General features: G+C 71.3%; 15 protein-coding genes. 8 read left to right on the top strand and 7 right to left on the bottom strand.

The annotated features are described in order from the left end of the window. The 3 genes from PK606_RS10890 to PK606_RS10880 form a co-directional block, all read right to left on the bottom strand. Positions 1-3,942: two-partner secretion domain-containing protein (locus PK606_RS10890; protein WP_324563774.1), on the bottom strand; the 3,942-nt coding region annotated here is incomplete at its 3' end. Between the two features lies 1 nt (position 3,943). Then, complete coding sequence (locus PK606_RS10885; protein ID WP_324563771.1) at positions 3,944-5,575, bottom strand: ShlB/FhaC/HecB family hemolysin secretion/activation protein; 1,632 nt, start codon at positions 5,573-5,575, stop codon at positions 3,944-3,946. Next, complete coding sequence (locus PK606_RS10880; protein ID WP_324563768.1) at positions 5,572-6,645, bottom strand: CHAT domain-containing protein; 1,074 nt, start codon at positions 6,643-6,645, stop codon at positions 5,572-5,574. Before PK606_RS10880 ends, PK606_RS10885 begins: the two co-directional genes overlap by 4 nt. Before the next feature lie 256 nt (positions 6,646-6,901). Here PK606_RS10880 and PK606_RS10875 point away from each other — a divergent pair, with 256 nt between their 5' ends. From PK606_RS10875 to PK606_RS10855, 5 genes are all read left to right on the top strand, one after another. After that, positions 6,902-7,714 carry a hypothetical protein gene (locus tag PK606_RS10875; protein ID WP_324563766.1) on the top strand — a complete coding sequence of 271 codons (813 nt, stop codon included), beginning with the start codon at positions 6,902-6,904 and terminating at the stop codon, positions 7,712-7,714. 326 nt (positions 7,715-8,040) lie between these two features. Beyond that, positions 8,041-9,522 (top strand): amidase, encoded by a 1,482-nt coding sequence (locus PK606_RS10870; protein WP_324563764.1) that lies wholly within the window; start codon positions 8,041-8,043, stop codon positions 9,520-9,522. Positions 9,523-9,742: 220 nt separating this feature from the next. Beyond that, entirely contained in the window at positions 9,743-11,020 is a 1,278-nt protein-coding gene (locus PK606_RS10865; protein WP_324563762.1) for an efflux RND transporter periplasmic adaptor subunit, read from the top strand. Between the two features lie 5 nt (positions 11,021-11,025). Further along, the gene (locus PK606_RS10860) at positions 11,026-12,252 is read left to right on the top strand and encodes an ABC transporter permease (protein WP_324563760.1); all 1,227 of its coding nucleotides are present in this window, start codon (positions 11,026-11,028) and stop codon (positions 12,250-12,252) included. 184 nt (positions 12,253-12,436) lie between these two features. Continuing rightward, a complete protein-coding gene (locus PK606_RS10855; protein WP_324563758.1) occupies positions 12,437-13,168 on the top strand; it encodes an ABC transporter ATP-binding protein in 732 nt (243 codons plus the stop codon). 36 nt (positions 13,169-13,204) lie between these two features. Here PK606_RS10855 and PK606_RS10850 read toward each other — a convergent pair whose 3' ends face one another. Further along, positions 13,205-13,744 carry a hypothetical protein gene (locus PK606_RS10850; protein ID WP_324563756.1) on the bottom strand — a complete coding sequence of 180 codons (540 nt, stop codon included), beginning with the start codon at positions 13,742-13,744 and terminating at the stop codon, positions 13,205-13,207. A gap of 3 nt (positions 13,745-13,747) precedes the next feature. After that, a complete protein-coding gene (gene rpiA / locus PK606_RS10845; RefSeq protein ID WP_324563754.1) occupies positions 13,748-14,422 on the bottom strand; it encodes a ribose-5-phosphate isomerase RpiA in 675 nt (224 codons plus the stop codon). Positions 14,423-14,470: 48 nt separating this feature from the next. Here rpiA and PK606_RS10840 point away from each other — a divergent pair, with 48 nt between their 5' ends. The 3 genes from PK606_RS10840 (at position 14,471) to PK606_RS10830 (ending at position 19,347) form a co-directional block, all read left to right on the top strand. Further along, the gene (locus tag PK606_RS10840) at positions 14,471-15,547 is read left to right on the top strand and encodes a quinone-dependent dihydroorotate dehydrogenase (RefSeq protein ID WP_324563751.1); all 1,077 of its coding nucleotides are present in this window, start codon (positions 14,471-14,473) and stop codon (positions 15,545-15,547) included. 117 nt (positions 15,548-15,664) lie between these two features. Next, entirely contained in the window at positions 15,665-18,367 is a 2,703-nt protein-coding gene (locus PK606_RS10835) for a cation-translocating P-type ATPase (protein WP_324563749.1), read from the top strand. Next, entirely contained in the window at positions 18,364-19,347 is a 984-nt protein-coding gene (locus PK606_RS10830; RefSeq protein ID WP_324563748.1) for a calcium/sodium antiporter, read from the top strand. Before PK606_RS10835 ends, PK606_RS10830 begins: the two co-directional genes overlap by 4 nt. 17 nt (positions 19,348-19,364) lie before the next feature. Here the strand turns inward: PK606_RS10830 and PK606_RS10825 are convergent, their stop codons facing one another. Both PK606_RS10825 and purL read right to left on the bottom strand, forming a co-directional pair. Continuing rightward, positions 19,365-19,898, bottom strand: a complete 534-nt coding sequence (locus tag PK606_RS10825; protein ID WP_324563746.1) for a GNAT family N-acetyltransferase — start codon at positions 19,896-19,898, stop codon at positions 19,365-19,367. 7 nt (positions 19,899-19,905) lie between these two features. Then, positions 19,906-23,937 carry a phosphoribosylformylglycinamidine synthase gene (purL, locus tag PK606_RS10820; protein ID WP_324563744.1) on the bottom strand — a complete coding sequence of 1,344 codons (4,032 nt, stop codon included), beginning with the start codon at positions 23,935-23,937 and terminating at the stop codon, positions 19,906-19,908. Positions 23,938-24,375: the final 438 nt, after the last annotated feature.

Genomic DNA, 24,375 nt, shown 5'->3' with positions numbered 1-24,375 from the left:
TGGCGGTGGCGGTGGCGGTGGCGGTGGCGGTGGTGGCGGTGGTGGCGGTGGCGGCGGTGGCGGTGGTGGTGTTTGTGCGACCGTCAGCGTCCCCGGCACCACATTCACGATGTAGCCTTCGGCGGACGTGTAGCTCCCCGTGATGGGGTACTGGTCAGGCGGGCTCGACGGCGTGGCCGTGGTGGTGGGGGTGCCGGTGATGCCGGCACCCGTGTCGCCCAGAATAAGTCCGGTCGTCGTCGACGTGAAGCTCGGGTTGGACTGTCCCACCTGCCGGCTGGCGTCGTGGATCGTCACCGTCGCGGTGGGCCGCTGGGCGTAGATGAAATGGTTGTCGGTCTCCGAGACAGTCACGCGGCACGAGCTGCCGGGGTAGGCGCATCCATACAGGTTCGGATAGGTGCCCGATCCCTTGATGCCCCCTCGGGTCTCACCCACCCAGGTGTTGGCCCAGACACGCCACGGCGCGCCCGAGATGCTGCCGCCGCCCGTGTTTTGGAAGGTGGCGGCAGCGATCAGGTCGGTCGACTCGACGCCGACGACCGGCATGCCCAGGCTCAGGTTGCCACTCAGGGTCTGGACCCGCACCACATCGGCCGTCAACTCCGTGGCGGCGATCGCCTGAGGCGTGTTGGTGGCCGCAGCCATGCCGGTGACGGACACCGGCCCGATGCGCACGGCGTTGGCATCGACCCAGGTGAACGAACCCAGCGCCGATCCGCCCACCGTGTTGGCGGCGGCGTCGTTGCCGGGGCTACCCAGCCAGACAGTGCGCCCACCGCGCGCCAGCACCGTATCGGCGGTGATCGGCGCATTCGTGTCCTGGGTCACATCGCCGTAACTGGACAGCCCCACCGTGGCGACGCTCAGCGGGGCACCGAGGTGGATACGGCCGCCGCCGTCGTTCTGCAGCGTTAGCGCGGTGGTGCCCGAGCCCAGGCCGAGCGGGCCGACGACGTCGATATCGGCAGCGTGGGTGTCGCTGCCCGCGACGATGGTCGGCGCCGTGATGCGGTCGAACTCGTCTAGCGACACAGCAAAGCCCGTGCTCGCGGTACCACCCAGCGCGATCTGATCGCCCACGCGGTCCGCGGCGACCCCGCTGCTGTCGACCGCCCCCGGCCGCAGGTTCAGCACCGTGCCGGCACTGACCTGGCCGTCGATCTGCAGCGCATCGGTGGTCGCATCAGACGCCGCGCGCAGCACCACGACGCCGCTGCCGTCGATCGCAGCGGGCGCTTGCCCATCATCGCTCACGCCGGCCAGGAGAACCCCAGCCAACGCGCTCGACGCGCTGCCCGTCACCTCGATCAGGCCACCGTCCGTGGTCTGCAGCGTGCTGCCGGCCTGCATGTGGACACCGGCACCCTGGTTCATGCCGGTCGTCGTGTTGGCATGCCCGCTCACCTGGATGGCTCCGCTGCCGCTGCGGACGCTGGTCTGGCTGCCCAGCAGCACACCATGACTCCAGTTGACGGCAGTCGAGCCGTACAGCAGTTCATAGCCTTCACCAACACCCGCGATCCGGATGGCGCCGGAGTCACTGCTGATCTCGCTGTTCTCGACCGACGTGCCGGCGAGACCTCCGCTGCCATGGATCGCCACCGGGCCCGAACTCGATGCGACGCGCGTGCCGCCATCGAAATTCACGCCCATCGTGTTCGGCGCTGAACCCCTGATCGTGATGGCGCCCGAGGTGGCGCTCAGCGCTGCACCTGACGCATGGACGCCGGCGCTGGACAAGGACGGAACCGCCGGGTCCGAGGATGCGGCGACATGACCCTCAATCGTCATGCTGCCGGTCGAAGTCTCGATGACGGCATTGCCGAGCTCGACGACGGCCGTCGGGCTGCCATCGGTCTGGCGACCCAGTCCCTTGATAACCACGGCACCACCAGCGCCGCCATCGTCCTGCCCGACCCGGGTGTCGATGCTGCTCCCCTGCAGGCAGATGGCGCAGGACGCCGTCGGATTGGCGCTCGCATCGAGCGTGACCGCACCACCATCGGTCACGACGCTTTTCAGGGCGATCGAGCCCACCGGCGTCGTGGCATTGACCGCACCGCCGTTCGTGCTGATGGGACCATCGAAGTCGATGCTGCCGTGGCTACCGCCGAGCCCGGCATGCAGGTTGACGTGCAGCGCCCCGGCGTCCGAGATGATCGCAGGCGAGCTTGTTCCGGTGTCAGAGGTGAAAGTCGAGCCGAGGATCGAACCATGCGCATCCAGGGTCAGGGTGACCGGTTCGGTGCCGGCGTCGCGCTTGATGACCGCGGACTGCCATACACCAGACACGGGCTCAGTCGCAAACTCGATGTCGCCGGCACCGCTTCCATCCGCATGGGTGCGGATCGTGACATTCGTGCCGGCATCCAAGGCCCCATTGATTGAGCTGGTGTTGAGGCTTGAGCTGGCCGGCGGACTGAAGTAGCCCGAAACAGGCAAGTCAGCAGCCCTCGGGTCGCTGGTGATGGTGATGTTCGAGGGGTCAGCCAGCCAGGTGCCACCGGCTCCCGCGTCGACGCTCAGGCCCCGCACGTCGAATGCAGGTGCCGATGTCTCGATGTAGCCCCCGCCCCCCGGCCCACCGGCCTTGATGGTGCCGTGTGCACGCAGCGATTTGGTGCCGACCAGCGACACGCTGCCGCCCGAAGCGCCGCTGGCATCGATGACGCTGGCGGAGTTGAACGCGACGGCACCACTGCCCGAAGCCGCCGAAGTGCCCGAGGCCCGGATGTCGACCGTGCCGCCGGCCCCCGTATCGCCCTTGGCGAGCAGTTCAACCGGCTCTTTCGACTCGGCTCCAATCCCCACTGAACCGCCCGCATGCAGCGTGATCGCGCCGCCCGACGTCGCGCCGCTGACGTCGACCCTGGTGGGGAACTTGGTATTCAGCAGCACATTGCCTGCACTGCGCATCGACACCGAGCCGCCCTTGGCCGTCGTGCTGCCCGCCAGCACCTCGCCCATGACGTAGACGCGGCTGTCGGCATCGCCGGTGCCGGCATCGAACACGATCCGGCCGCCATCGCCGGTCGAGGAGGCCGTGCTCAGTGCAGCGTCACTCATGTGCTGGATGTCGGCAGCGCCGCCCTGCGCCGCCGCCACCAGCCTGATCTGACCACCCGAGGCCTCGATGCTGCCGGCCTGGCGGACCGTCGCATCGCCGGTGGCGGCCGCCGCGGACAACAGCACCTGACCGCCCGGGGCTTCAAGCCTGCCACTGTTGCCAACGGATGCGCCGCGCTCGGAACCCGCCACGACGCGCAAGGTCGTCAGTCCGTCACCCACAGGATCGATAACGATTTGCTGGCCCGCGGCCAGGATGACGGTGCTGCCCGTGATGCTGCCGTTGTTGCCCACCGCTGAGGAACTGCCGCCGCCCAGCAAGGCCACGCGCCCGGCCGCCGTGATGTTGCCCGCATTGCTCACCGGGCTGGATGCACTGGTTGCGGTGCCCGTGAAGGTGAGCGCCCCTCCATTCATGAAATTGTCGTCGCTCACATCGAGCGTCGACGCCACGATGCCGCCGACGTCTACCCGCGCACGAGACCCGAAAACGATGCCGCCGGGGTTGATGAGATAGACATGTCCGTTGGCATGGAGGTTGCCGTCGATGGTCGACTGGGCACCGCCGAGGACGCGGTTGAGCAGGACACTGGAGGACCCTTGGGTTTGGTTGATCGTCACGGTCTTGCCAGGGCCGATCACGAAGCTCTGCCAGTTGGCCACTGCGCGCGGCGTGGTCTGGGTGATGGTCATGGTGTCACCAGCGATCGACTGGTCGACCGCGCCCGCATTGGAGGGCACGGTCATTACTTGCGGCAGACCGGGCGTGCTTTGCGCCAGCGCCGGCAGCACGCCGGCGCAGGCCATGGCGACGATCAAAGGCTTGAGTGCGGCGGCCGGCTTCCAGCCGCGCCGATGGGCCATGGTTTTCATGTCAGAACACCTTCTGCGCCTGGATGAAGAAACGCGGGTGGTGGCCGCCGCCGTCGGTCAGTGCCCGCCGGGTGCCGGCGCGCCAGGCCAGCGTGGCGTTGACCGAGAAGTCGCCGGGCTTACCCCAGGCCAGGCCGATGCCGTAGCCGCGCAGGCTGACCGAGTTGCCGGGCATGCCGCCAAGACTCTTGATCTGGCGCCCGCGCGCGGCGTCGTAGAACAGGAACGGGGTCAGCGTGTCGGTGGCAGCCCAGCGCCACTCCAGGCTCTGCACCCAGCCCTGGTCGACCAGCGCCTCGCTGGACGGATAGGCGCGCACCGCGCGCGCACCGCCCAAGGCCAGCTTCTCGGACGCGTCGAGGTTCTTGCTGGCCCACTGGCCGCCGATCGAATAGTAGAGCGAGTGCCCTGCCGCGATGGCCTGCAGGCGCGACACGCGCGCCACCAGCTTGCTGAAGCCGCCGCTGGTGTGCAGCCCGCCGGGCGCCTGGTCGGCGGCACGCACGTCGGCGTCCCGGATGCGCAGGCGGCCGTTGTACAAGGTGCCGGTGCTGGCGAAGTAGCCACCGCCCAGCACGGTGTCGCGGCGCTCCCAGGCCCAGCCGAGGCCGACCGCGTGCACGCGCTTTCTCAGCGTGTAGTCGACGGCACGGAACTCGTCCTTGAGCGTCTTGGATTCGAACGACAGGCGGGTGAACAGGCTGTGGTGGCGCTGGCGGATGAGCGGGTAGCTGAGCGACAGGTCGATGACGTCGGCGGTGCCGCGCGCGTCCAGCGGCTCGAAGTCGCCGCCGAGCTGGTACTGCACGCGCGACACGCCCAGGCCGGCGCGCAGCCCGCTGGTGCCCAGCGGCAGCTCGTAGGACAGGCGTCCGAACACCAGCGACTTGTCGGACACCATCAGCCGGGCGTCGAGGTTGTCGCCGATGCCGGCCGGGCTGGACCAGCGCGCCGTGCCGCCGACGCGGTAGCGGCCGACCTCCAGCGTACCGTGGTTGTCGGCCTCGGCCGCGAAGGCCCAGCGCGGCCCGGCCGCGACCTCGACCGCCAGGTCGACCGTGCCCGGCTCGGCACCCTGCTGCAGGCCGGACGACACGCGGATGCCGGGCTGGTCGGACAGCAGCAGCATGACGCGCTCGTAGGTCGGCGCATTAACCGCCTCGCCGACGGCCAGCGGGGCCAGGAAGCCGCGCACGCGCTCTTCGCTGATGGGTGCGTCGGGCGCCAGCTGCACATCGATCTTGCCGAGCCGGCCCTCAATCACGCTGATCTCGACCACGCCGCCCTGCACCGTCTGCACCGGCACGATGGCCTGGGCCAGGAAGTAGCCGCGCTCGCGGTAGTGCTGGGTGATCTGGCGCGCCAGCGCCTCCAGGTCGGCCAGGCTGACGTCGCGCCCGATGTAGGGCTGCGCCAGCGCGCGCAACTCGTCGGCCGGCAGCGTCCGGGCGCCGGCCAGACGCACGTCGTTCAGCCGGAAGCTCGGCTGCTGGGCCGGCGCCGCCGGTGCCGGCAGCGTCTGCGGGTCGGCGCTGGCGCTGGCCTGGGCGTGCGCCAGCGGCGCCAGGCCGGCCAGGCCCAGTGCCGCGAGCGCGGCGCGCACACGGATGTGCCGGAATCGACCTTGCTTCATGTCCCCGCCCCCACCTTGAGCCGCCAGTTGCCGATGACGTTGAACGGCGCCCAGAAGAACGGATGCGCCATCTTCGGATCGTGCAGCACCGCCAGTTGGGCCGCCTGCATGGCGCGCTGCACGTCCTGCCCCTTGGCCAGCTGGTGGTACAGCGTGGCCATCAGCACCGCGGTGGCGTCGTCCGACACCGGCCACAGCGAGGCGATCAGGCTGGAGCTGCCGGCGGTCAGGAACGAGCGCGTGAAGCCCAGCACCTCGTCGCCCTGGGCGATGCGCCCGAGCCCGGATTCGCAGGCCGACAGCGTGACCAGCCCGGTGTCGGGCATGCGCATGCGCAGGATCTCGTGCGCCTCGAGGAAGTTGCGGCGCCCGTCCTCGTTGGCCAGCAGGATGCGCGAGTACAGCGGGTCGACCTCGTCGGCCTCGGCGTGCGCCGCCACGTGGATGATCGGCGCGCGCGCCGATGCGCGCTGGAACTGCGTCTTGTTGGCGTTGACGCCGGTGAACAGGCTGTTGTCCGGGAACAGGCGCGCCAGCTGCCTGACCTCGGCCTCGGCGCCGGGCAGGTCGTACTTGTCCTCGATGCGCGGGTTGCCGAACGCGGTCAGGCTGCCGGACACGCGCGGCGCACGCTGCGCCAGCTGCACCGCCACGCTCATGCTGGGCGCCACGGCTAGCGGATGCGCCTCGATCAGGTAGCGGCCGCCGACCCGCAGCGCCTGGAACGGCAGGTAGTGCAAGGGGCCGTGCGGCACCACGACCAGCCGCTGGCCGGCGCCCAGGCCGAGCGGCCCGATCAGGGCCTCGCCCATCTTGTCGGCGTTGGCGATCGCGGTGCGGCGGCCACGCACCACGCTGTTGCGAAAGCCGTCGACCAGCTCGGCCAGTTCTTCGCGCCCGACGGCAAGGCGGTGCAGCTCGATCGACGCCGGGCCGACCACCCAGACCAGCAACTGCTCGGGCAGCGCATGGAACTGCAGCACGCGCTCGTCGGCCGCCAGCACCGCCTGCAGCGCCGCCAGTTGCAGCGCCTGCGTCGCCTCGGGCGCCAGGTCGGCGCGGCCGCGCACGGCATCCAGCAGCGCGCGAGCGGCTGCGCTCGCTGACCTCGAACGCGCGCGCCGGATCGCCCAGCGCGCTGTACAGCCCGATGGCGCGCTCGAACACCGCCTGCAGGTCGGAGAACAGGCCGATCTTGAACTCTTCGCTGCGGAACCTGGCGCGCACGCTGTCGATGCGCTGCATGGCCTGGTCGGCCGCCGCCACCGCCGCCGCGCGGTCGCCCAGCGCCTGCTCGCTGCGCGCCACCCCATCCCAGGCCCACAGATGGAAATATTCGCTGTCGGGGCCGTACTGGCGCTGCGTCAGCAGCCGGTAGGCATCGCGCGCCTCGGCCGGCTTGCGCTCGGCCAGCAGCAGGCGCGCCTGGGTGCGGTCGAGCTGCGCCCGCAAGGGCGCTTCCTTGGGTGGCTGGATGGTGCCGACCAACTGGCGCGCGCGCGCGATCTCGCCGCTGTCGATCAGCGCGTTCACCAGCGAGCCCTGCACCAGCGGCGCGTAGCGCTCGGAACTCTGCGCCAGCGCCTCCTCGTAGCTCTGCACCGCGCCCGTCAGGTCGCCCCGGCGCGCGCGCACGTCGCCGATGATCTTGTGCGCCGGGCCGGCCACGACCTTGGGGTCCCGCGCCGGGTAGCGCAGCGCCTCGCGCGCGAACTCGGCCGCCTTGTCGAGCTGGCCCGAGTAGCTGTAGACGATCGCCAGGTCCCGGTTGGCCAGCGCCTTCAGGTTCTCGTCGCCCTTGGCGTTGGCCAGGTGCAGCGCCTTGCTGGCGGCCCGCACGCTCTGGCGGAACTCACCCGCCTCGGCCAGCGCCACCGCCTGACTGCAGTACTGGTAGCCGTCGAGCTTGACCGTGTCCTGCGCATACAGGATGGCGCCGTCGCTGGTCAGCGCCAGCAAGGTGTCGGTGTCGGCCAGGCGCGCGCGCTCGGCCTGCTGCGCCGCGGCCTCGGCGTCCAGCACGGTTTGCGCGCTGGCTGCCGGCAACGCGCCCATCAGGGCCACCGACAGGGCGATCGCCCACAGCCCCCGTTTCGGTGCACCCCGAATCACTGCCTTCATGCGCCGCACCCCCGCTAGAGCAGCCGCGCAGGCAACGCGCCCGGACGACAGGCACCGCGCTGCAGCGACTGCGGATCTGATCGGGCCAGTCTAGGCGGCCGGCTGCGGCACTCCAATGCGCTAGATGGCCTAGGGCGAACGGTTTACGCCGTCTGCGGGCGCCGTGGGCCATGGGGGACACTGCCGGCACCGTGCGGGCCGCCGAACAGCCCGTTGGCGGCGCACCACAGGCGCCGCCCCGGGTCGAACGCGTCACTCGGACACAATCCCTGCATCGCCACCGTCGTTCCCGTGCCCAGGCCGCGACGCAGGCACGACCGCATCCACCTACGAGCCCCACCGACTTGATCGCGTTCAACGTCTTCGAAGCCACCATCCAGGCCACCCGCGCCGCGCTGCTGGGCGGCGCCGTGACCTGCGTGCAACTCGCCGAGCAGTACCTGGCACGGATCGCCGCCTACGATGCGGCCGGGCCGCGCCTGAATGCCATGCTGGCGATCAATCCGGCGCTGATGGCGGAGGCCGCGGCACTCGATCGCGCGCGCCAGGCGGCACCGCATGCGCTGCCGCCGCTGCACGGCATGGCGGTGGTGGTCAAGGACAACATCGACATGCGCGGCCTGCCGACCACCGGCGGCGTCGCGGCGCTGGCGCAGCTGACCGCCGCGCGCGACGCCAACGTGGTGGCACGCCTGCGCGCCGCCGGCGCCTTGATCATCGGCAAGACCAATCTGCACGAGTTCGCGCTCGCCGGCCTCACCGTGAGTTCGCTCCGTGGCCAGACGCTGAATCCCTACGACCTCGGCCGCACACCCGGCGGCTCAAGCGGCGGCTCGGGGGTGGCGGTCGCCGCCAGCCTGGCGCTGGTCGGCATCGGCACCGATACCGGGCAATCGGTGCGCTCGCCCGCCTCGGCCCTGGCCCTGGTCGGCTTGCGGCCGACGCGCGGGCTGGTGGGTCGCTCGGGCGTGATGCCGGCCAGTCTGACGCAGGACACCGTGGGCCCGCTGGCACGCAGCGCTGAGGACGCAGCGCGCGTGCTCGACGTGATCGCGGGCTTCGACGCCGATGATCCCTCCAGCGCCGCCAGCCCCAATCGGCAGACCGCCGGCTACGCGGCGCAACTGGACCAACATGGGCTGGCGGGTGCGCGCATCGGCATCCTGCGTGCGCTGTTCGGCAGCGCCGAGCGGCATGCCGAGGTGAACCGCGTGGTGCTCGCCGCCGCCGACGCCATGGCGGCGCAGGGCGCGATGCTGGTGGACATCGCGGTGCCCGAACTGGACGAGCTGACGGCCGACCAGGTGACCAGCGACCATGAAATGCGCGCGGCCTTCGACCGCTACCTGGGCGGCATGGCGACCACGCCCGCCACCGCGAGCCTGGCCGCCATCGTGGCCGGCGGCGGCTTCCACCCCAGCGTCGCCGCCAGCCTGCGCGCCGCGGTCGAGGGCCGGGGCATGGCGGATCCGGCCTACGCGCGCATCTTCGTGCGCCGCGACCGCCTGCGCACCGCCCTGCTCCACGTCATGGCGCGGCACCGGCTCGACGCCATCCTGTACCCGCACCAGAAGATTCTGGTCGTGCCCGTCGATGCCGAGGCGCAGACCGAGCGCAACGGCGTGCTGTCCAACGCCACTGGCATGCCGGCCATCTGCTTTCCCGCCGGCTTCTCCGCGCCGAGCGAGCAGGCGCCGGTCGGCGTGCCGATCGGCGTCGAACTGCTCGGGCCCGACTGGAGCGAAGCGCGGCTGCTCGGCTACGCGCACGCCTTCGAGCAGGCCACCCGGACGCGCATCCCGCCGCACGGCACGCCGCCACTGTGACGTCGCCGCAGCCGCTGGCAGGCGCCGCCAGGCAGCCGCCGCGCCGTGCTGCACAATGGGCCGCCATGTGTCTCGACTCCATGCAGCGCCCTGAAACCGTGCGCCTGCACTTTCCCTCCGCGCTGAAGCGCCGGCACGCACTGGCAACGCCAAGACAGCAGGCGGGCTCTGCGCCCTCTCAGCCCACACCCACACGACATGCCCGGCCGCAGGGGACCGCATGAGCCGCCGTCGCTGGCCCTGGATCGTGCTGGTGCTGCTGCTCGCCGCGGCCGCGGTGATCGCATACCGCATGCGCCCGGCCGAGGTGCAGGTGGTGGAGCTCAAGCGCAGCGCGCTGCAGCGCACGCTGCAGTTCTCGGCCCGGGTGGCGACCAGTTCGCGCGTCAACATCGGCGCCACCATCACCGGGCGCGTGGCCGCCGTGCAGGTGCGCGAGGGCGACGCGGTGCGCACCGGTCAGGTGCTGCTGCAGCTCGAACCCGACGAGCTGCGCACCGCGCTGGCGCAGGCGCAGGCCAATGCGCGGCAGGCGCAGGCGCGCGTGGCCGGGCTGCGTGGCAGCGTGCGCAGCACGGCGCAGGCGCAGCTGGAGCAGGCCAGCGCCACACTGCGCGCCGCCGAGCGCGAGCTGGCGCGCACCCAGCAGCTGATCGCCGACGGCTTCATCAGCGTGGCGCGGCTGGACGAGGCACGCCGCGCGGTCGACGTGGCCCGTGCGCAGCAATCCAGCGCCCGCGCCCAGCTGCAGGCGGTCGGCGACAGCGGCGCCGAGTTGGCACAGGCGCAGGCGCAGCTGGCGCAGGCGCAGGCGGCGATCGAGGCCGGCCAGGCGCGCCTGGCGCAGGCCACGCTGCGCGCCCCGACCGATGGCCGCGTGCTGCTGCGAAACGTCGAACCAGGCCAGATCGTGCAGCCGGGCAGCGCCCTGCTGAGCCTGGCGCTGGCCGGGCCGACCGAGCTGGTGGCGCAGGTGGACGAGCGCTTTCTCGACCAGTTGCAGGCCGGCCAGCCGGCCAGCGTGGTGGCCGATGCCTTCCCGGCGCAGCCGTTCGCCGCGCGCGTGCAATCGATCGCGCCGGCGGTTGACGCGCAGCGCGGCTCGGTCGAGGTCAAGCTGGCGCCCGGGCAAGCGCCGCCGGCCTTCCTGCGCGAGGACATGACGCTGTCGGTCGAGGTGCTGACCGGCGAGCGCGCCGCCGCGCTGGTGCTGCCGCTGAGCGGGCTGCGCGATGAAGCGACGCCAGGCCACGGCACCGTCTGGGTTGTCGCCGATGGCCGGGTGCAGGCGCGCGCAGTGCAGCTCGGGCTGCGCACGCTCGACGCGGCCGAAGTGCTGGCCGGCGTGGCCGAGGGTGAGCAGGTGCTGGTCGGCCCCGGCGCGCCGCCCGGCCAGCGCGTGCGCACCCGGATCGTGAGCTGGCAAGCGGCGGTCAAGCACTGGGGCGGCACGCGCGAGGACGGCGTGAACTCGGTCGTCAATACCATGGGGCGCTGACCGCGGTGCCGCACTGGCTGGGTTTCGAATGGCGCGTGGCGCTGCGCTTCCTGCGCGAGGGCCGCATGCAGACGCTGCTGATCATCATCGGCGTCGCGGCCGGCGTGGCGGTGATCGCCTACGTGACGGCGCTGGTCAACGGGCTGCAGGCCAACACCGTGAACAAGACCCTGGGTACGCAGGCCCACATCAGCCTGCGCGCGCCGGACGACGCGGTGACGCCGTCCTGGCCGCAGGCGCCCGGCACCGAGGTGCTGAGCGAGACCCAGGCGCGCGCCCAGCGGCTGCGCTCGGTCGCCAACTGGCAGGCACTGCTGCCGCTGCTGGAGCAGCGTGCCGAGGTGCGCACGGTCTCGCCGATGGTGTCGGGCAGCGGGCTGGCGCTGCGCGGCGAGGCCTCTCAATCGATCGCGCTGATGGGCGTCGAGCTGGCGCGCTACGAGCGCATGACCGAGCTGAGCCGCAAGGTGGTGAGCGGCCGGCTGCGGCTGGAGCCGGGCGAGGCGGTGCTGGGCACCGAGCTGGCCAAGGATCTGGGCCTGCGCGTGGGCGACCGCTTCTCGGTCAACACCGGCCGCGTCACCGAGTCGATGCGCGTCACGGCGCTGGTCGACCTGGGCATCAAGGACCTGAACCGGCGCACCGTGATCGTGCCGCTGCGCAGCGCGCAAAGCCTGCTCAATCTGCCCGGCGGCGCCACCGTGATCGAGCTGCAGGTGCACGACGTCTGGGCCGCCGAGCGGGTGGCGGCGCAGCTGCGCCGCGGCCTGCCCTACCAGATCGAGAGCTGGCAGGAGACCAACGCGCAGCTGGTGTCGGCGCTGCGGGCGCAGAGCATCAGCACCGGCGTGATCCGCATCGTGGTGGCGATCGTGGTGGTGCTGGGCATCGCCAGCGTGCTGGTGGTGTCGGTGGTGCAGAAGCAGCGCGAGATCGGCATCCTGCGCGCCATGGGCGCCACGCGCGGCCAGATCCAGCGCGTGTTCCTGGTCGAGGGCGCGGTGGTCGGCGCGCTCGGTTCGGTGCTCGGGGTGCTGCTGTCGATGACGCTGATCTGGCTGTTCACCGTGCTGGCGCTGGGTTCGGACGGGCAGCCGCTGTTCAACATCCACCTGCCGCTGGAAACCGCGGTGCGCACGGCCCTGCTGGCGGTGCTCTGCGGCGTGCTGGCGGCGCTGGCGCCGGCGCGCCGCGCCGCCCGCATGGACCCGGCGCAGGCGATCCGCGTATGAGCGCGCCGGGCCGCTCCCAAGCGCTCATGGCGCAGCGCGATCAGCGCGGAGCCTACCCAGTGCGCGCGCCGGGCCGCTCCCAAGCGCTCATGGCGCAGCGCGATCAGCACGGAGCCTACCCAGTGCGCGCGCCGGGCCGCTCCCAAGCGCTCATGGCGCAGCGCGGCAGCGCGGAGCCTGGTCAATGAGCGGCACGCACAACCACGCCGCCACGGCGACCGCGCTGATCGAGCTGCACCAGCTGCGCAAGAGCTACAACCTCGGCCAGCCGAACGAGGCCGAGATCCTGCACGGCATCGACCTGCACATCGCGCACGGCGAGTTCCTGGCGCTGATCGGGCCGTCGGGCTCGGGCAAGAGCACGCTGCTCAACATCCTCGGCCTGCTGGAGCCGCTGACCGACGGCAGCTACCAGCTGCAGGGCCAGGCGGTGCAGGGCCTGGACGACGAGGCGCTGACGCTGCTGCGCCGGCGCGCGCTGGGCTTCGTGTTCCAGTTCCACCACCTGCTGCCGGCCTTCACCGCGCTGGAGAACGTCACCCTGCCGGCACTGATGAGCGAAGGCCGCGTCAGCACGAAGCAGCGCGAGCAGGCGCGCGCCCTGCTCGAGGCGGTCGGCCTGGCCGACGCGGCGCACAAGCGCCCGTCCGAGCTGTCGGGCGGCATGCAGCAGCGCGTGGCGATCGCGCGTGCGCTGGTGCACGACCCGCCGCTGGTGCTGGCCGACGAGCCGACCGGCAACCTCGACACCGCCGCGTCCGACGCCGCCTTTGCGCTGATGCGCCAGATCCACGAGCGGCGCGGCACCGCCTTCATCGTCGTCACCCACGACCCGCGCCTGGCGCAGCGCTGCGACCGCATCGTCGAACTGGTGGACGGGCGCATCGCGAGCGACCAGGCGGTCGCGGCGCCCTGACCCCGGCCGCTGCACCGGCGCAGCGTCGACCCCGATTCAGCGGCCCGGCACGGCCGGCTCGAACACCCAATCGCCATCGACCTCGCGCCCGTGCACGGCTGCCAGCGCCGGCGTACCCGGCGTCAGACTGCTGCCGTCCAGCGCCCAGCGGTGGCGCAGCGCGAACTCGAAGCCCGGCGCGGCCTGGCGGCAGGCGATGTCGGCGCGGCCGAAATCGGGCGCGACATCGCGGCACGGGAGGCCCGGACTGGCCGGCGACGCGCCGCCCGGCAGGCCGACCTGCCCACCGCTGCGCGGCAGGTAGAAGGCGCGCAGCACGCCGTCCTCGCCGCGCAGCAGCAGCAGCTTGAGCCGCTCGGCATCCGCCGCGGCCAGACCCGCGGGCAGGTAGCGCGCATCGGCCGGCGCGTCGGCCCACATGAAGGTGCCCGGCAGCAACTTGAGCACGCGCACGCTGGGCGGCCCATCAGGCTCCGCCGGACCGCTGGCGTAGCGCCAGCCGAAGGTCAGGCCCACCAGGGCCGCCAGCGCGACCATGGCACGCAACGCCCACGCCAGCGCTCGCCGTTCGTCCAAGACTCAGTCGAACTTCAGTGTGCGCACGCCATCCGGGGTGCCCAGCAGGCAGGTCTGCGCCTTCTGGTGCGCGAACACGCCCACGGTGACCACGCCCGGCCACTGGTTGACCGCGCTCTCGAAAGCCAGCGGGTCGGCAATGCCCAGGCCACGCACGTCCAGGATGTGCTGGCCGTTGTCGGTCACCAGGGGCTGGCCGTCCTTCAGCCGCAGCGTCGCCTCGGCCCCGAACTCGGCGAACTGGCGCGCGATGCGCCGCGCCGCCATCGGGATCACTTCCACCGGCAGCGGAAAATCACCCAGCCGATGCACCAGCTTGGACTCGTCGGCGATGCAGACGAAGCGGCGCGACTGCGCGGCGACGATCTTCTCGCGCGTCAGCGCCGCGCCACCGCCCTTGATCATGTAGCCCTGGTGGTCGATCTCGTCGGCGCCGTCGATGTAGACCGCGATCTCGCCGACGTCATTGCAGTCGAACACCGGGATGCCGAGCGCCACCAGCCGCGCGGTCGAGGCCTCGGACGAGGACACGGCGCCCTGGATGCGGTCCTTCATGCCGGCCAGCGCATCGATGAACTTGTTCACCGTGGAGCCGGTGCCCACGCCCACGATCTCGCCCGCGACCACATGGTCCAGGGCGGCCTGGCCGACCATGGCCTTCAGTTCGTCCTGCGTCATTTGCGACAATTTCCCCTTGCGTTGATTGGAATCGCGAAGAATTATCCGATGGCACTGCTTCCCTACGGCCTGGCGCGGCCCTTTCTGTTCAAGCTCGACCCCGAGGCGGCGCACGACCTGACGATCGACACGCTGGCACGCGCGCACGGCACCCCATTGCAATGGACCTGGTGCAACGGCCGCATCGACGACCCGATCGAGCTCGCCGGCCTGCGCTTTCCGAACCGGGTCGGCCTGGCGGCGGGCCTGGACAAGAACGCGCGCGCCATCGACGGCCTGGGCGCGATGGGCTTCGGCTTCGTCGAGGTCGGCACCGTGACGCCGCTGGCGCAGCCCGGCAACCCGAAGCCGCGCATGTTCCGCCTGCCGCGGGCCCAGGCGCTGATCAACCGCATGGGCTTCAACAACGATGGCCTGCAGGCCTTCGTCGCCAACGTGCAGGCCTCGCGCTTCCACCGCGAACGGCGCAGTGCGGACGCCGGGCCGCGCATGCTGCTGGGCCTGAACATCGGCAAGAACGCCGCCACGCCGATCGAGCGCGCGACCGACGACTACCTGCTCGGCCTGGCCGGCGTGTACCCGTACGCGGACTACGTGACGGTGAACATCTCCAGCCCCAACACGAAGAATCTGCGCGACCTGCAAGGCGACGCCGCCCTCGATGCGCTGCTGTCGGCGCTGACGTCGCGCCAGGCCGAGTTGCGCGAGCAGCACGGCCGCCAGGTGCCGCTGCTGCTGAAGATCGCCCCCGACCTGGACGCCGGGCAGGTGCAGGCGATCGCCCAGGCGCTGCGCCGCCACGGCATCGACGGCGTGGTCGCCACCAACACCACGCTGGCGCGCGATGCGGTGCAGGGGCTGCCGCACGCCGACGAGGCCGGCGGGCTGTCGGGCGCGCCGGTGCGGGACGCCAGCAACCAGGTCATCCGCCAGTTGCGCGCCGCGCTGGGCGCGGACTTCCCGATCATCGGCGTCGGCGGCATCCTGAGCGGGCACGATGCCGTCGCCAAGATCGAGGCCGGCGCCGACGCGGTACAGCTCTATACCGGCCTGATCTACCGTGGCCCCGCGCTGGTGCGCGAAGCGGCCCAGGCACTGCGCGCGCTGCGATCCGGCGGCGTCTGAGCAGCGGGCACGGCGGCGGCTTGCCGGGCCGGACCGGCACGACGGCCATGGTTTTCGCCCGCGTGCCTGCGTCATGCGCGCTGTGCACAATGGGACACACCTGAGCCAGCGAAGTACATGACCAACCCCGCTTCCACGCCCGACCCCGCGGCGCCCGACTGGCATCTGCGCAGCACCGCCGAGGCGCTGCAGGCCCTGCAGAGCGACGCCGCCAGCGGCCTCAGCGCCGACGAGGCCGCACGCCGGCTGCAGCGGCACGGCCCGAACGAGCTGGCGACGCAAAGCCTGCGCCCCTGGTGGGCGCTGCTGCTGGACCAGTTCAAGGATTTCATGATCCTGGTGCTGCTGGCGGCAGCCATCGTGTCGGGGCTGGTCGGCGACCTCATCGACACCCTGGTGATCGTCGTCATCGTGCTGCTGAATGCGGTGATCGGCTTCAGCCAGGCGCGCCGGGCCGACCAAGCGATCGCCGCGCTGCGCCAGCTCGCCGCGGCGCAGGCGCAGGTGCTGCGGAGTGGCCAGCCGCAGCCGGTGGCGGCCAGCAGCCTGGTGCCGGGCGACATCGTGCTGCTGGAGGCCGGCAACCAGATTCCGGCCGATCTGCGTCTGCTGGAGGCGGCGCAGCTGAAGGTGGACGAATCGACACTGACCGGCGAGTCGGTCACGGTCGAGAAGCGCACCGAGGCGCTCACGGGCGAGAAACTGGCGCTGGGCGACCGCGTGAACCTGGGCTTCAAGGGCACCACCGTCACGAACGGCCGCGCGCGCGGCCTGGTGGTGGCCACTGGCATGCGCACCGAACTGGGCCAGGTGGCCGGCCTGCTGAACGACACGCTGGACCGCGGCACGCCGCTGCAGCAGCGGCTGGCGCGCTTTTCCAGGCAGCTTTCGGTCATCGTGCTGCTGATCAGCGCCGCGCTGTTCGGCATCGGCCTGCTACGCGGCGAGCCGGTGCTGGTGATGCTGATGACCGCCATCAGCCTGGCGGTGGCGGCGATCCCCGAGGCGCTGCCGGCCGTGGTCACCGTGCTGCTGGCCGTCGGCGCGCGGCGCATGGCCGACTTCCACGCACTGATCCGGCGCCTGCCGGCGGTGGAAACGCTGGGCTCGGTCAGCGTGATCTGCTCCGACAAGACCGGCACGCTGACGCAGAACCGCATGCACGCCGAGCTGGTGCTGGCGGCCGGTCAGGCCTGGCACCCGACGGCAACCGAGGCCGAGCAGACCGCGCCCTCGCCGCAGCACCTGCAGCTGCTGCGCGCCGCCGCGCTGTGCAACGACGCCTGTCCCAGCGGCGACTGCGACGACGCCGGCCACGTGGTCTGGCAAGGCGATCCGACCGAAACCGCGCTGACCGCCGTGGCGGCACAGGCCGATCTGCTGAAGCCCGAGCTGGAGAGGGAAACACCGCGCGTGCGCGAGCTGCCGTTCGACTCCGACCGCAAGCGCATGACCACCTTCCACCGCGACGGCGCGGTGTTCACGGCCTTCACCAAGGGCGCGCCCGAAAGCGTGCTGCCGCGCTGCACGGCGCACTGGTCGCCGGCGGGCCTGCAGCCGCTCGACACCGACGCCATGCTGGCCGAGGCGGAGCGTCTGGCCGCACAGGGCCTGCGCGTGATGGCCTTCGCCAGCCGTGCCTGGCCGCAGCTGCCGCCCGCGCCCGACGTCGAGGCGATCGAGAGCGGGCTGGCGCTGATCGGCCTGATCGGCCTGATCGACCCGCCGCGCGAGGAAGCGGCCGCCGCCGTGCGCGACTGCCTCAGCGCCGGCATCACGCCGGTGATGATCACCGGCGACCACCCGGCCACGGCGCTGGCGATCGCGCGCCGACTCGGCATCGAGGGCGATGGCGCGGCCCGGGTGCTGACCGGCGCCGAACTCAGCGCCCTGGACGACGACGCCCTGCGTGCGCAGGTGCAGGAGGTGCACGTCTACGCCCGGGTCGACCCGGCGCAGAAGATCCGCATCGTGCAGGCGCTGCAGTCGCACGGCCAGTTCGTCGCCATGACCGGCGACGGCGTCAACGACGCGCCGGCGCTGAAGGCCGCCGACATCGGCGTCGCCATGGGCAAGGGCGGCACCGACGTGGCGCGCGAGGCCTCGGCGCTGGTGCTGCTGGACGACAACTTCGCCACCATCGTGGCGGCGGTGCGCGAGGGCCGGCGCATCTACGACAACATCCGCAAGTTCGTGCGCTACGCCATGACCGGCAACTCGGCCGAGGTGCTGACGCTCACGGCAGCGCCGCTGCTCGGCCTGCCGATGCCGCTGCTGCCGATCCACATCCTGTGGGTCAACCTGGTGACCGACGGCCTGCCCGGCCTGGCGCTGGCGGCCGAACCGGCCGAGCGCGGCATCATGCGGCGCCCGCCGCGGCCGCCCAGGGAAAGCCTGTTCGCGCAGGGCCTGGGCTGGAGCATCCTGCTGATCGGCGGGCTGCTGGCGGCGCTGTGCCTGGGCGTGCAGCAATGGGCCATCGCCCACGGCGACACGCACTGGCAGACCATGGTGTTCACCGTGCTCACTCTGGGCCAGATGGCGCTGGTGCTGGCCATCCGCTCGGACACCGATTCGCTGTTCTCCCTGGGCCTGATGAGTAACAAGCCGCTGCTGGGCGCGGTGCTGCTGACCTTCGTGCTGCAGCTGGCGACCATCTACGTGCCCTGGCTGAACCCGATCTTCAAGACCCAGCCGCTGGCGGCGTGGGAACTCGGCCTGTGCCTCGCGCTCGCGGCGCTGGTCTTCGTGGTGGTGGAGCTTGAAAAGGCCTGGCGCCGCCACGGATCACCCGTCGCGCCGCGCGCGCAGCCCGCATGATGGCGATCCACCCGGCGTTCGTCTTCCTGGGCGGGCTGCTGGTGGTGGTACTCGGCGCCGAGCTGCTGCTGTCCAGCGCCACGCGCATCGCCAACATGCTGCACGTCAGCCCGATCGTCATCGGGCTCACCGTGGTGGCCATCGGCACCAGCCTGCCGGAGCTGGCGGTCGGCATCACGGCAGCTGCCGAAGGCAAGGGCACGCTGGCGGTGGGCAACGTGGCGGGCGCCAACATCATGGTGCTGCTGCTGGTGCTGGGCCTGTCCGCCGCCATCTCGCCGCTGCCGATCCAGCCCTACAGCCTGCGGCTGGAAGTGCCGGCCATGATCGGTGCCGCGCTGGCGCTGGTCATCATGTCGCTCGACGGCGTGCTGACGCGCACCGAGGGTGCGCTGCTGATGCTGGCGGCACTGTTCTACACGGCGCTGATCGTGCAGTCGAGCCGGCGCGACCGGCGCCGTGTGGCCGACGAATTCCTGCACGAATACGCCACCCCGCTGCCGCCGCTGGCCGAGCGCCGCAAGCAGTTCCTGCTGCACGGCGGCTTGTTGGCGCTGGCCATCGGGTTGACCATCCTGGGCGCCGACCTGCTGGTGGCCGGCGCTTCGGCGCTGGCCGCGGCATTCGGCGTGTCGGACGCGGTGATCGGCCTGACCATCGTCGCGCTCGGCACCTCGTCACCCGAGCTGATCACCACCGTGGTGGCCACGCTGCGCGGCGACCGCGACGTGGCCATCGGCAACCTGCTGGGCAGCGGCGTCTACAACATCCTGGCGATCCTGGGCACGGTGATGCTGGTGTCGCCGCAAGCCATCGACGTCAGCCGCGAACTGCTGCTGATCGACCTGCCGATCGCGGCGGCGGTGGCGCTGGCGTGCTGGCCGGTGTTCCGCAGCGACCACATGCTCTCGCGCCTGGAAGGCCTGTTGTTTGTGTGCGCCTATGGCGCCTACCTGGCGCTGCTGCTGACGCGGGTCTGAGGCGGGGCGGCTCGAGGCTAGATCTCGCGCACCATCCACACCGCATCGGCGCCAAAGCCGCACACCGGCATCGGCGCCGGCCGCGCGGCGAAGCCGTGGCGCGCCCAGTAGGCTTCGGCACCCTGCACGGCGACCAGCATGGCGCGCCGCAGGCCCTGCCGCCGGGCGCTGGCCAGCACCCGCGCGAGCAGGCGTTCGGCGATCTGGCGACCGCCATGATCCGGATCGACCGCGATGTCGTGCACGTACAGCCAGTCACCCGGCGCCGGCGCGCGGGCACGATCCAGCGCCTTGTTCAGGCCCAGCGGCACCCCGGGCGCCTGGACATGGGCAATCGCGTAGGCGCACAGGCGCGTCGGCGTCACGCCGCCACCCGGCGCCGGGGCGGCGAAGGCGCCCCAGCAGGTCTTGCCCGGCGCGCCCAGCTTGCTGCCCAGCACCTCGGGCGATTCCAGCAGGGCGTGTCCGTAGGCACGCGCCTGCACGGCCATCACGCCGGCGAGATCAGCCTGCGTGATGGGGAGCAGTTCGAGCGCTGCCTGCGCGAACACCGCGCGTTCAGCCGACCCAGCGGCGCGCGTTGCGCCAGATCTGCATCCAGGGGCTGAATCCGTCCTTGCCCTGCGGCGTCCAGCTCATCTGGACATTGCGGAACACGCGTTCGGGATGCGGCATCAGGGCGGTAAAGCGGCCATCCGCCGTGGTCACCGCGGTCAGGCCGCCCGGGCTGCCGTTGGGGTTGAACGGGTAGGCCTCGGTGGCCTGGCCGTGGTGATCGACGAAGCGCATGGCGGCGATCACCTGGTCTGGCTTGCCGCGGTAGCGGAAGTTGGCGAAGCCCTCGCCGTGCGCCACCGCGATCGGCAGGCGGCTGCCGGCCATGCCGCGGAAGAAGATGCTGGGCGAGTCCAGCACCTCGACCAGGGAAAACCGCGCCTCGAAGCGTTCGCTCCGGTTGGTGGTGAAGCGCGGCCAGGCGTCGGCGCCGGGAATGATGTCGGCCAGTTCGGCGAACATCTGGCAGCCGTTGCAGGTGCCCAGCGCGAAGGTGTCGCCACGCGCGAAGAAGGCCTTGAACTGCTCCGCGATCTGGGCATTGAACATGATCGAGCGCGCCCAGCCGATGCCCGCGCCGAGCGTGTCGCCATAGCTGAAGCCGCCGCAGGCCACGATGCCCTGGAACTGCGCCAGGCTGGCGCGGCCGGCCTGCAGATCGGTCATGTGCACGTCGAAGGCCTCGAAGCCGGCCTCGGTGAAGGCATAGGCCATCTCGACGTGCGAGTTGACGCCCTGCTCGCGCAGGATGGCGACCTGGGGACGCGCGCTCAGCACGGCCGGCGCGCCAGCGGCCAGCGCGCTGCGCAGCGCATCGCTCAGGTGCACGTGCAGCCCCGGATCGCCCGGCTGCCCCGCTGCGGCATGCTCGGCATCGGCGCAGGCCGGGTTGTCGCGCGCACGGGCGATCTTCCAGCTGACGCTGTCCCAGACCTGCTGCAGGTCGTGCAGCGAGGCGCTGAACACCTCCTTGGTGTCGCGCCAGATGCCCAGGCTGCCCTTGCCCTTGTCGATCGCCGACGCCGCCGGGCGCGTCTTGCCGATGGCGTGGCTCCATCGCGAGAGGCCGTGCGCGCGCAGCACCTGCATGACGGCGTCGCGCTCGGCCGTGCGCACCTGCAGCACCACGCCAAGCTCCTCGCTGAACAGGCTTCGCAAGGTCAGCTCTTCGCGGCGCGCGCTGATCTGCTGTGCCCAGTTCTTGGCGTCGCCGTATTCGGCGCGGCTGTCCTGGATGCCATCGCCCTCGGTGACCAGCATGTCGACGTTGAGCGCCACGCCGACCTGGCCGGCAAAGGCCATCTCGGCCACGGCGGCCAGCAGGCCGCCGTCGCTGCGGTCGTGGTAGGCGAGGATCTTGCCGTCGGCACGCAGCGCGTTCACCGCGGCCACCAGCGCCTTCAGGTCCTGTGCCTCGTCCAGGTCGGGCACGCCATCGACCACCGGGCAGCCGGACTGGCCCAGCGCCTGCGCCAGCACACTGCCGGCCAGGCGGTGCCGGCCCTTGCCGAGGTCGATCAGCAGCAGCGTGCTGTCCTCGGTCTGCGCGTCCAGTTGCGGCGTCAGGGTGCCGCGCACGTCATCCAGGGTGGCGAACGCGCTGACGATCAGGCTGACCGGCGACGTGACCTTCCTGGTGGCGCCGGCCTCGTCCTGCCACTGCGTGCGCATCGACAGGCTGTCCTTGCCGACCGGGATCGACACGCCCAGCGCCGGGCAGAGTTCCATGCCGACGGCCTTCACGGTGGCATAGAGCGCCGCATCCTCGCCCGGCTCGCCGCAGGCGGCCATCCAGTTGGCCGACAGCTTCACCCGCGGCAGCTCGACCGGCGCCGCCAGCAGGTTGGTGATGGCCTCGGCGACCGCCATGCGGCCGGATGCCGGGGCATCGAGCGCGGCCAGCGGCGTGCGCTCGCCCATGCTCATGGCCTCGCCGCCGAAGCCCTTGAAATCGGCCAGCGTGACGGCGCAGTCGGCCACCGGCAACTGCCACGGGCCGACCATCTGGTCGCGGTGCGTCAGGCCGCCGACGCTGCGGTCGCCGATGCTGACGAGAAAGCGCTTGCTGGCCACCGTGGGGTGGCTCAGCACCTGGATCACGGCGTCCTGCAGTGTCACGCCGTGCAGGTCGAGCGGCGTGAACTCGCGCTGCACGGTCTTGACGTCGCGCAGCATGCGGGGCGGTTTGCCCAGCAGCACGTCCATCGGCATGTCCACTGGCTGCTCCTGCGCGCCGGCCTGCTCATCGGCGACGACAAGCTGGCGTTGCTCGGTGGCGGTGCCGACGACGGCAAACGGACAGCGCTCGCGCGCGCACAGCGCCTCGAACAGCGGCAGCGATTCTGGCGCGATCGCCAGCACATAGCGCTCCTGGCTCTCGTTGCACCAGATTTCCTTCGGCGCCAGGCCGCTTTCTTCCAGCGGCACGGCGCGCAGGTCGAAACGCGCGCCGCGTCCGGCGTCGTGGGTCAGCTCGGGGAAGGCGTTCGACAGCCCGCCGGCGCCGACGTCGTGGATCGCCAGGATCGGATTGCCCTCGCCCATCGCCTGGCACTGCGTGATGACTTCCTGCGCGCGGCGCTGGATCTCGGGGTTGCCGCGCTGCACCGAATCGAAGTCGAGCTGCGCGGCGTTGGTGCCGCTGGCCAGCGACGACGCCGCGCCGCCGCCCATGCCGATGCGCATGCCGGGTCCACCGAGCTGGATCAGCAGACTGCCGGCGGGAAAGGCGATCTTGCTGGTCAGCCGCGCGTCGATGCTGCCGACGCCGCCGGCGATCATGATCGGCTTGTGGTAGCCGCGCAGCAGCTCGTGGCCCGGCGCGCCCACGTTCAGCTCGTACTCGCGGAAGTAGCCGACCAGGTTGGGCCGACCGAACTCGTTGTTGAACGCCGCGCCGCCCAGCGGTCCCTCGGTCATGATCTGCAAGGGGCTGGCCATGTGCTCGGGCTTGCCGCCGGCGGTGTCGCTCAGGCCGTCCCAGAGCTTGCTCACGGTGAAGCCCATCAGCCCCGCCTTGGGCCGCGCGCCGCGCCCGGTGGCGCCCTCGTCGCGGATCTCGCCGCCGGCGCCGGTGCTGGCGCCGGGAAACGGGCTGATCGCGGTGGGGTGGTTGTGCGTTTCCACCTTCATCAGCACGTGGCGTGTCGCCGCCTCGCCGCTGTAGCGGCTGGCGCCGTCGAGTGCCGCCCGCGCCACGAAGTGATCCACCGCATGGCCTTCCATCACCGCCGCGTTGTCACTGTAGGCGATGACGGTGTGCTGCGGATGCTGCTGATGCGTGTGGCGGATCATGCCGAACAGGGTCATGCCCTGCGCCACGCCGTCGATGGTGAAGTCGGCGTTGAAGATCTTGTGCCGGCAGTGCTCGCTGTTGGCCTGGGCGAACATCATCAACTCGACGTCGGTGGGGTTGCGGCCCAGCTGCGTGAAAGCATGAAGCAGGTAGTCGATCTCGTCTGGCGCCAGCGCCAGGCCCCAGTCGGCGTTGGCCTTCTCCAACGCCGCCTTGCCGCCGGCCAGCACGTCGACATGCGCCAGTGGCTCGGGCGTGAGTTCGGTGAACAGCGCCCTGGCCTGCTCGCGCGAATCCAGCACGCTCTCGGTCATGCGGTCGTGCAGCAATGCGGCGATCTCGCTGCGTTGCTGCTCCGACAGCCGGGCGCGCTGCAGCAGCGGCGATTTCAGGCCCAGCCGGTACTCGAGCACGCGCTCGATGCGGTGCAGCGCGATGCCGCAGTTGCGCGCGATGTCGGTGGCTTTCGAGGCCCAGGGCGACACCGTGCCGAGGCGCGGCGCCACCAGCAGCAGTTCGCCCTCGCCCGGGCCTTCATAGGGGTCGCCGTAGCTCAGCAGCGCAGCCAGCCGCTGCAGTTCCTGCGCTGATGGCGGCGCATCGAACGCGGCCAGGTGCAGGAAACGCGCCGCGATGCGCTCGATGGCTGGATGGACGGCCTGCAGACGGGGAAGCAGCTGGCGGATGCGGAAATCGCTCAGCGCGACGCCGCCGTCGAAGAACTGGATGTGCTGGGTCACTGGGGGTGGCCTGGTGAGCTGCCGCAATGGGCCGGGTCAGGTTTGCAACGCCCCATCCTCGCGGGTCAAGGGCGCACCCCGGCAATTCTAGCCCTGCAGCCTCCTGTCACGATGGCGCCACGCCATGGCGGCCAACACCCGCAGATCGAGGCGCCGCACAGCCGCAACCCGGCTCCGGCGTGGTCGAACAATCGGCGTGGTCCGCCTGCGACAACACGGTCCACACACCTGTCTACCGGCCTGCAATTTGTTGCAGATCAAGCTTTCAGACCAAGGCGGATGTTATAGCATTTCGGGCCTCTCGGGACCGGGTTTCCACCATTGTTTCGGTCGCGATTTTTCCTCTTGAACCAAGTCAAGGACGGGCTACACTGTGGCCCGCATGATCTGGGTTGCCAGGGAAGATACAAGCGGCCATCGACCGGCAACTCCCATTAT

This window comes from Ottowia sp. (genome assembly GCF_035444425.1).
In the GTDB taxonomy this organism is placed as follows: Bacteria; Pseudomonadota; Gammaproteobacteria; order Burkholderiales; family Burkholderiaceae_C; genus Ottowia.
This window is presented reverse-complemented; position numbering and strand designations above follow the sequence as displayed.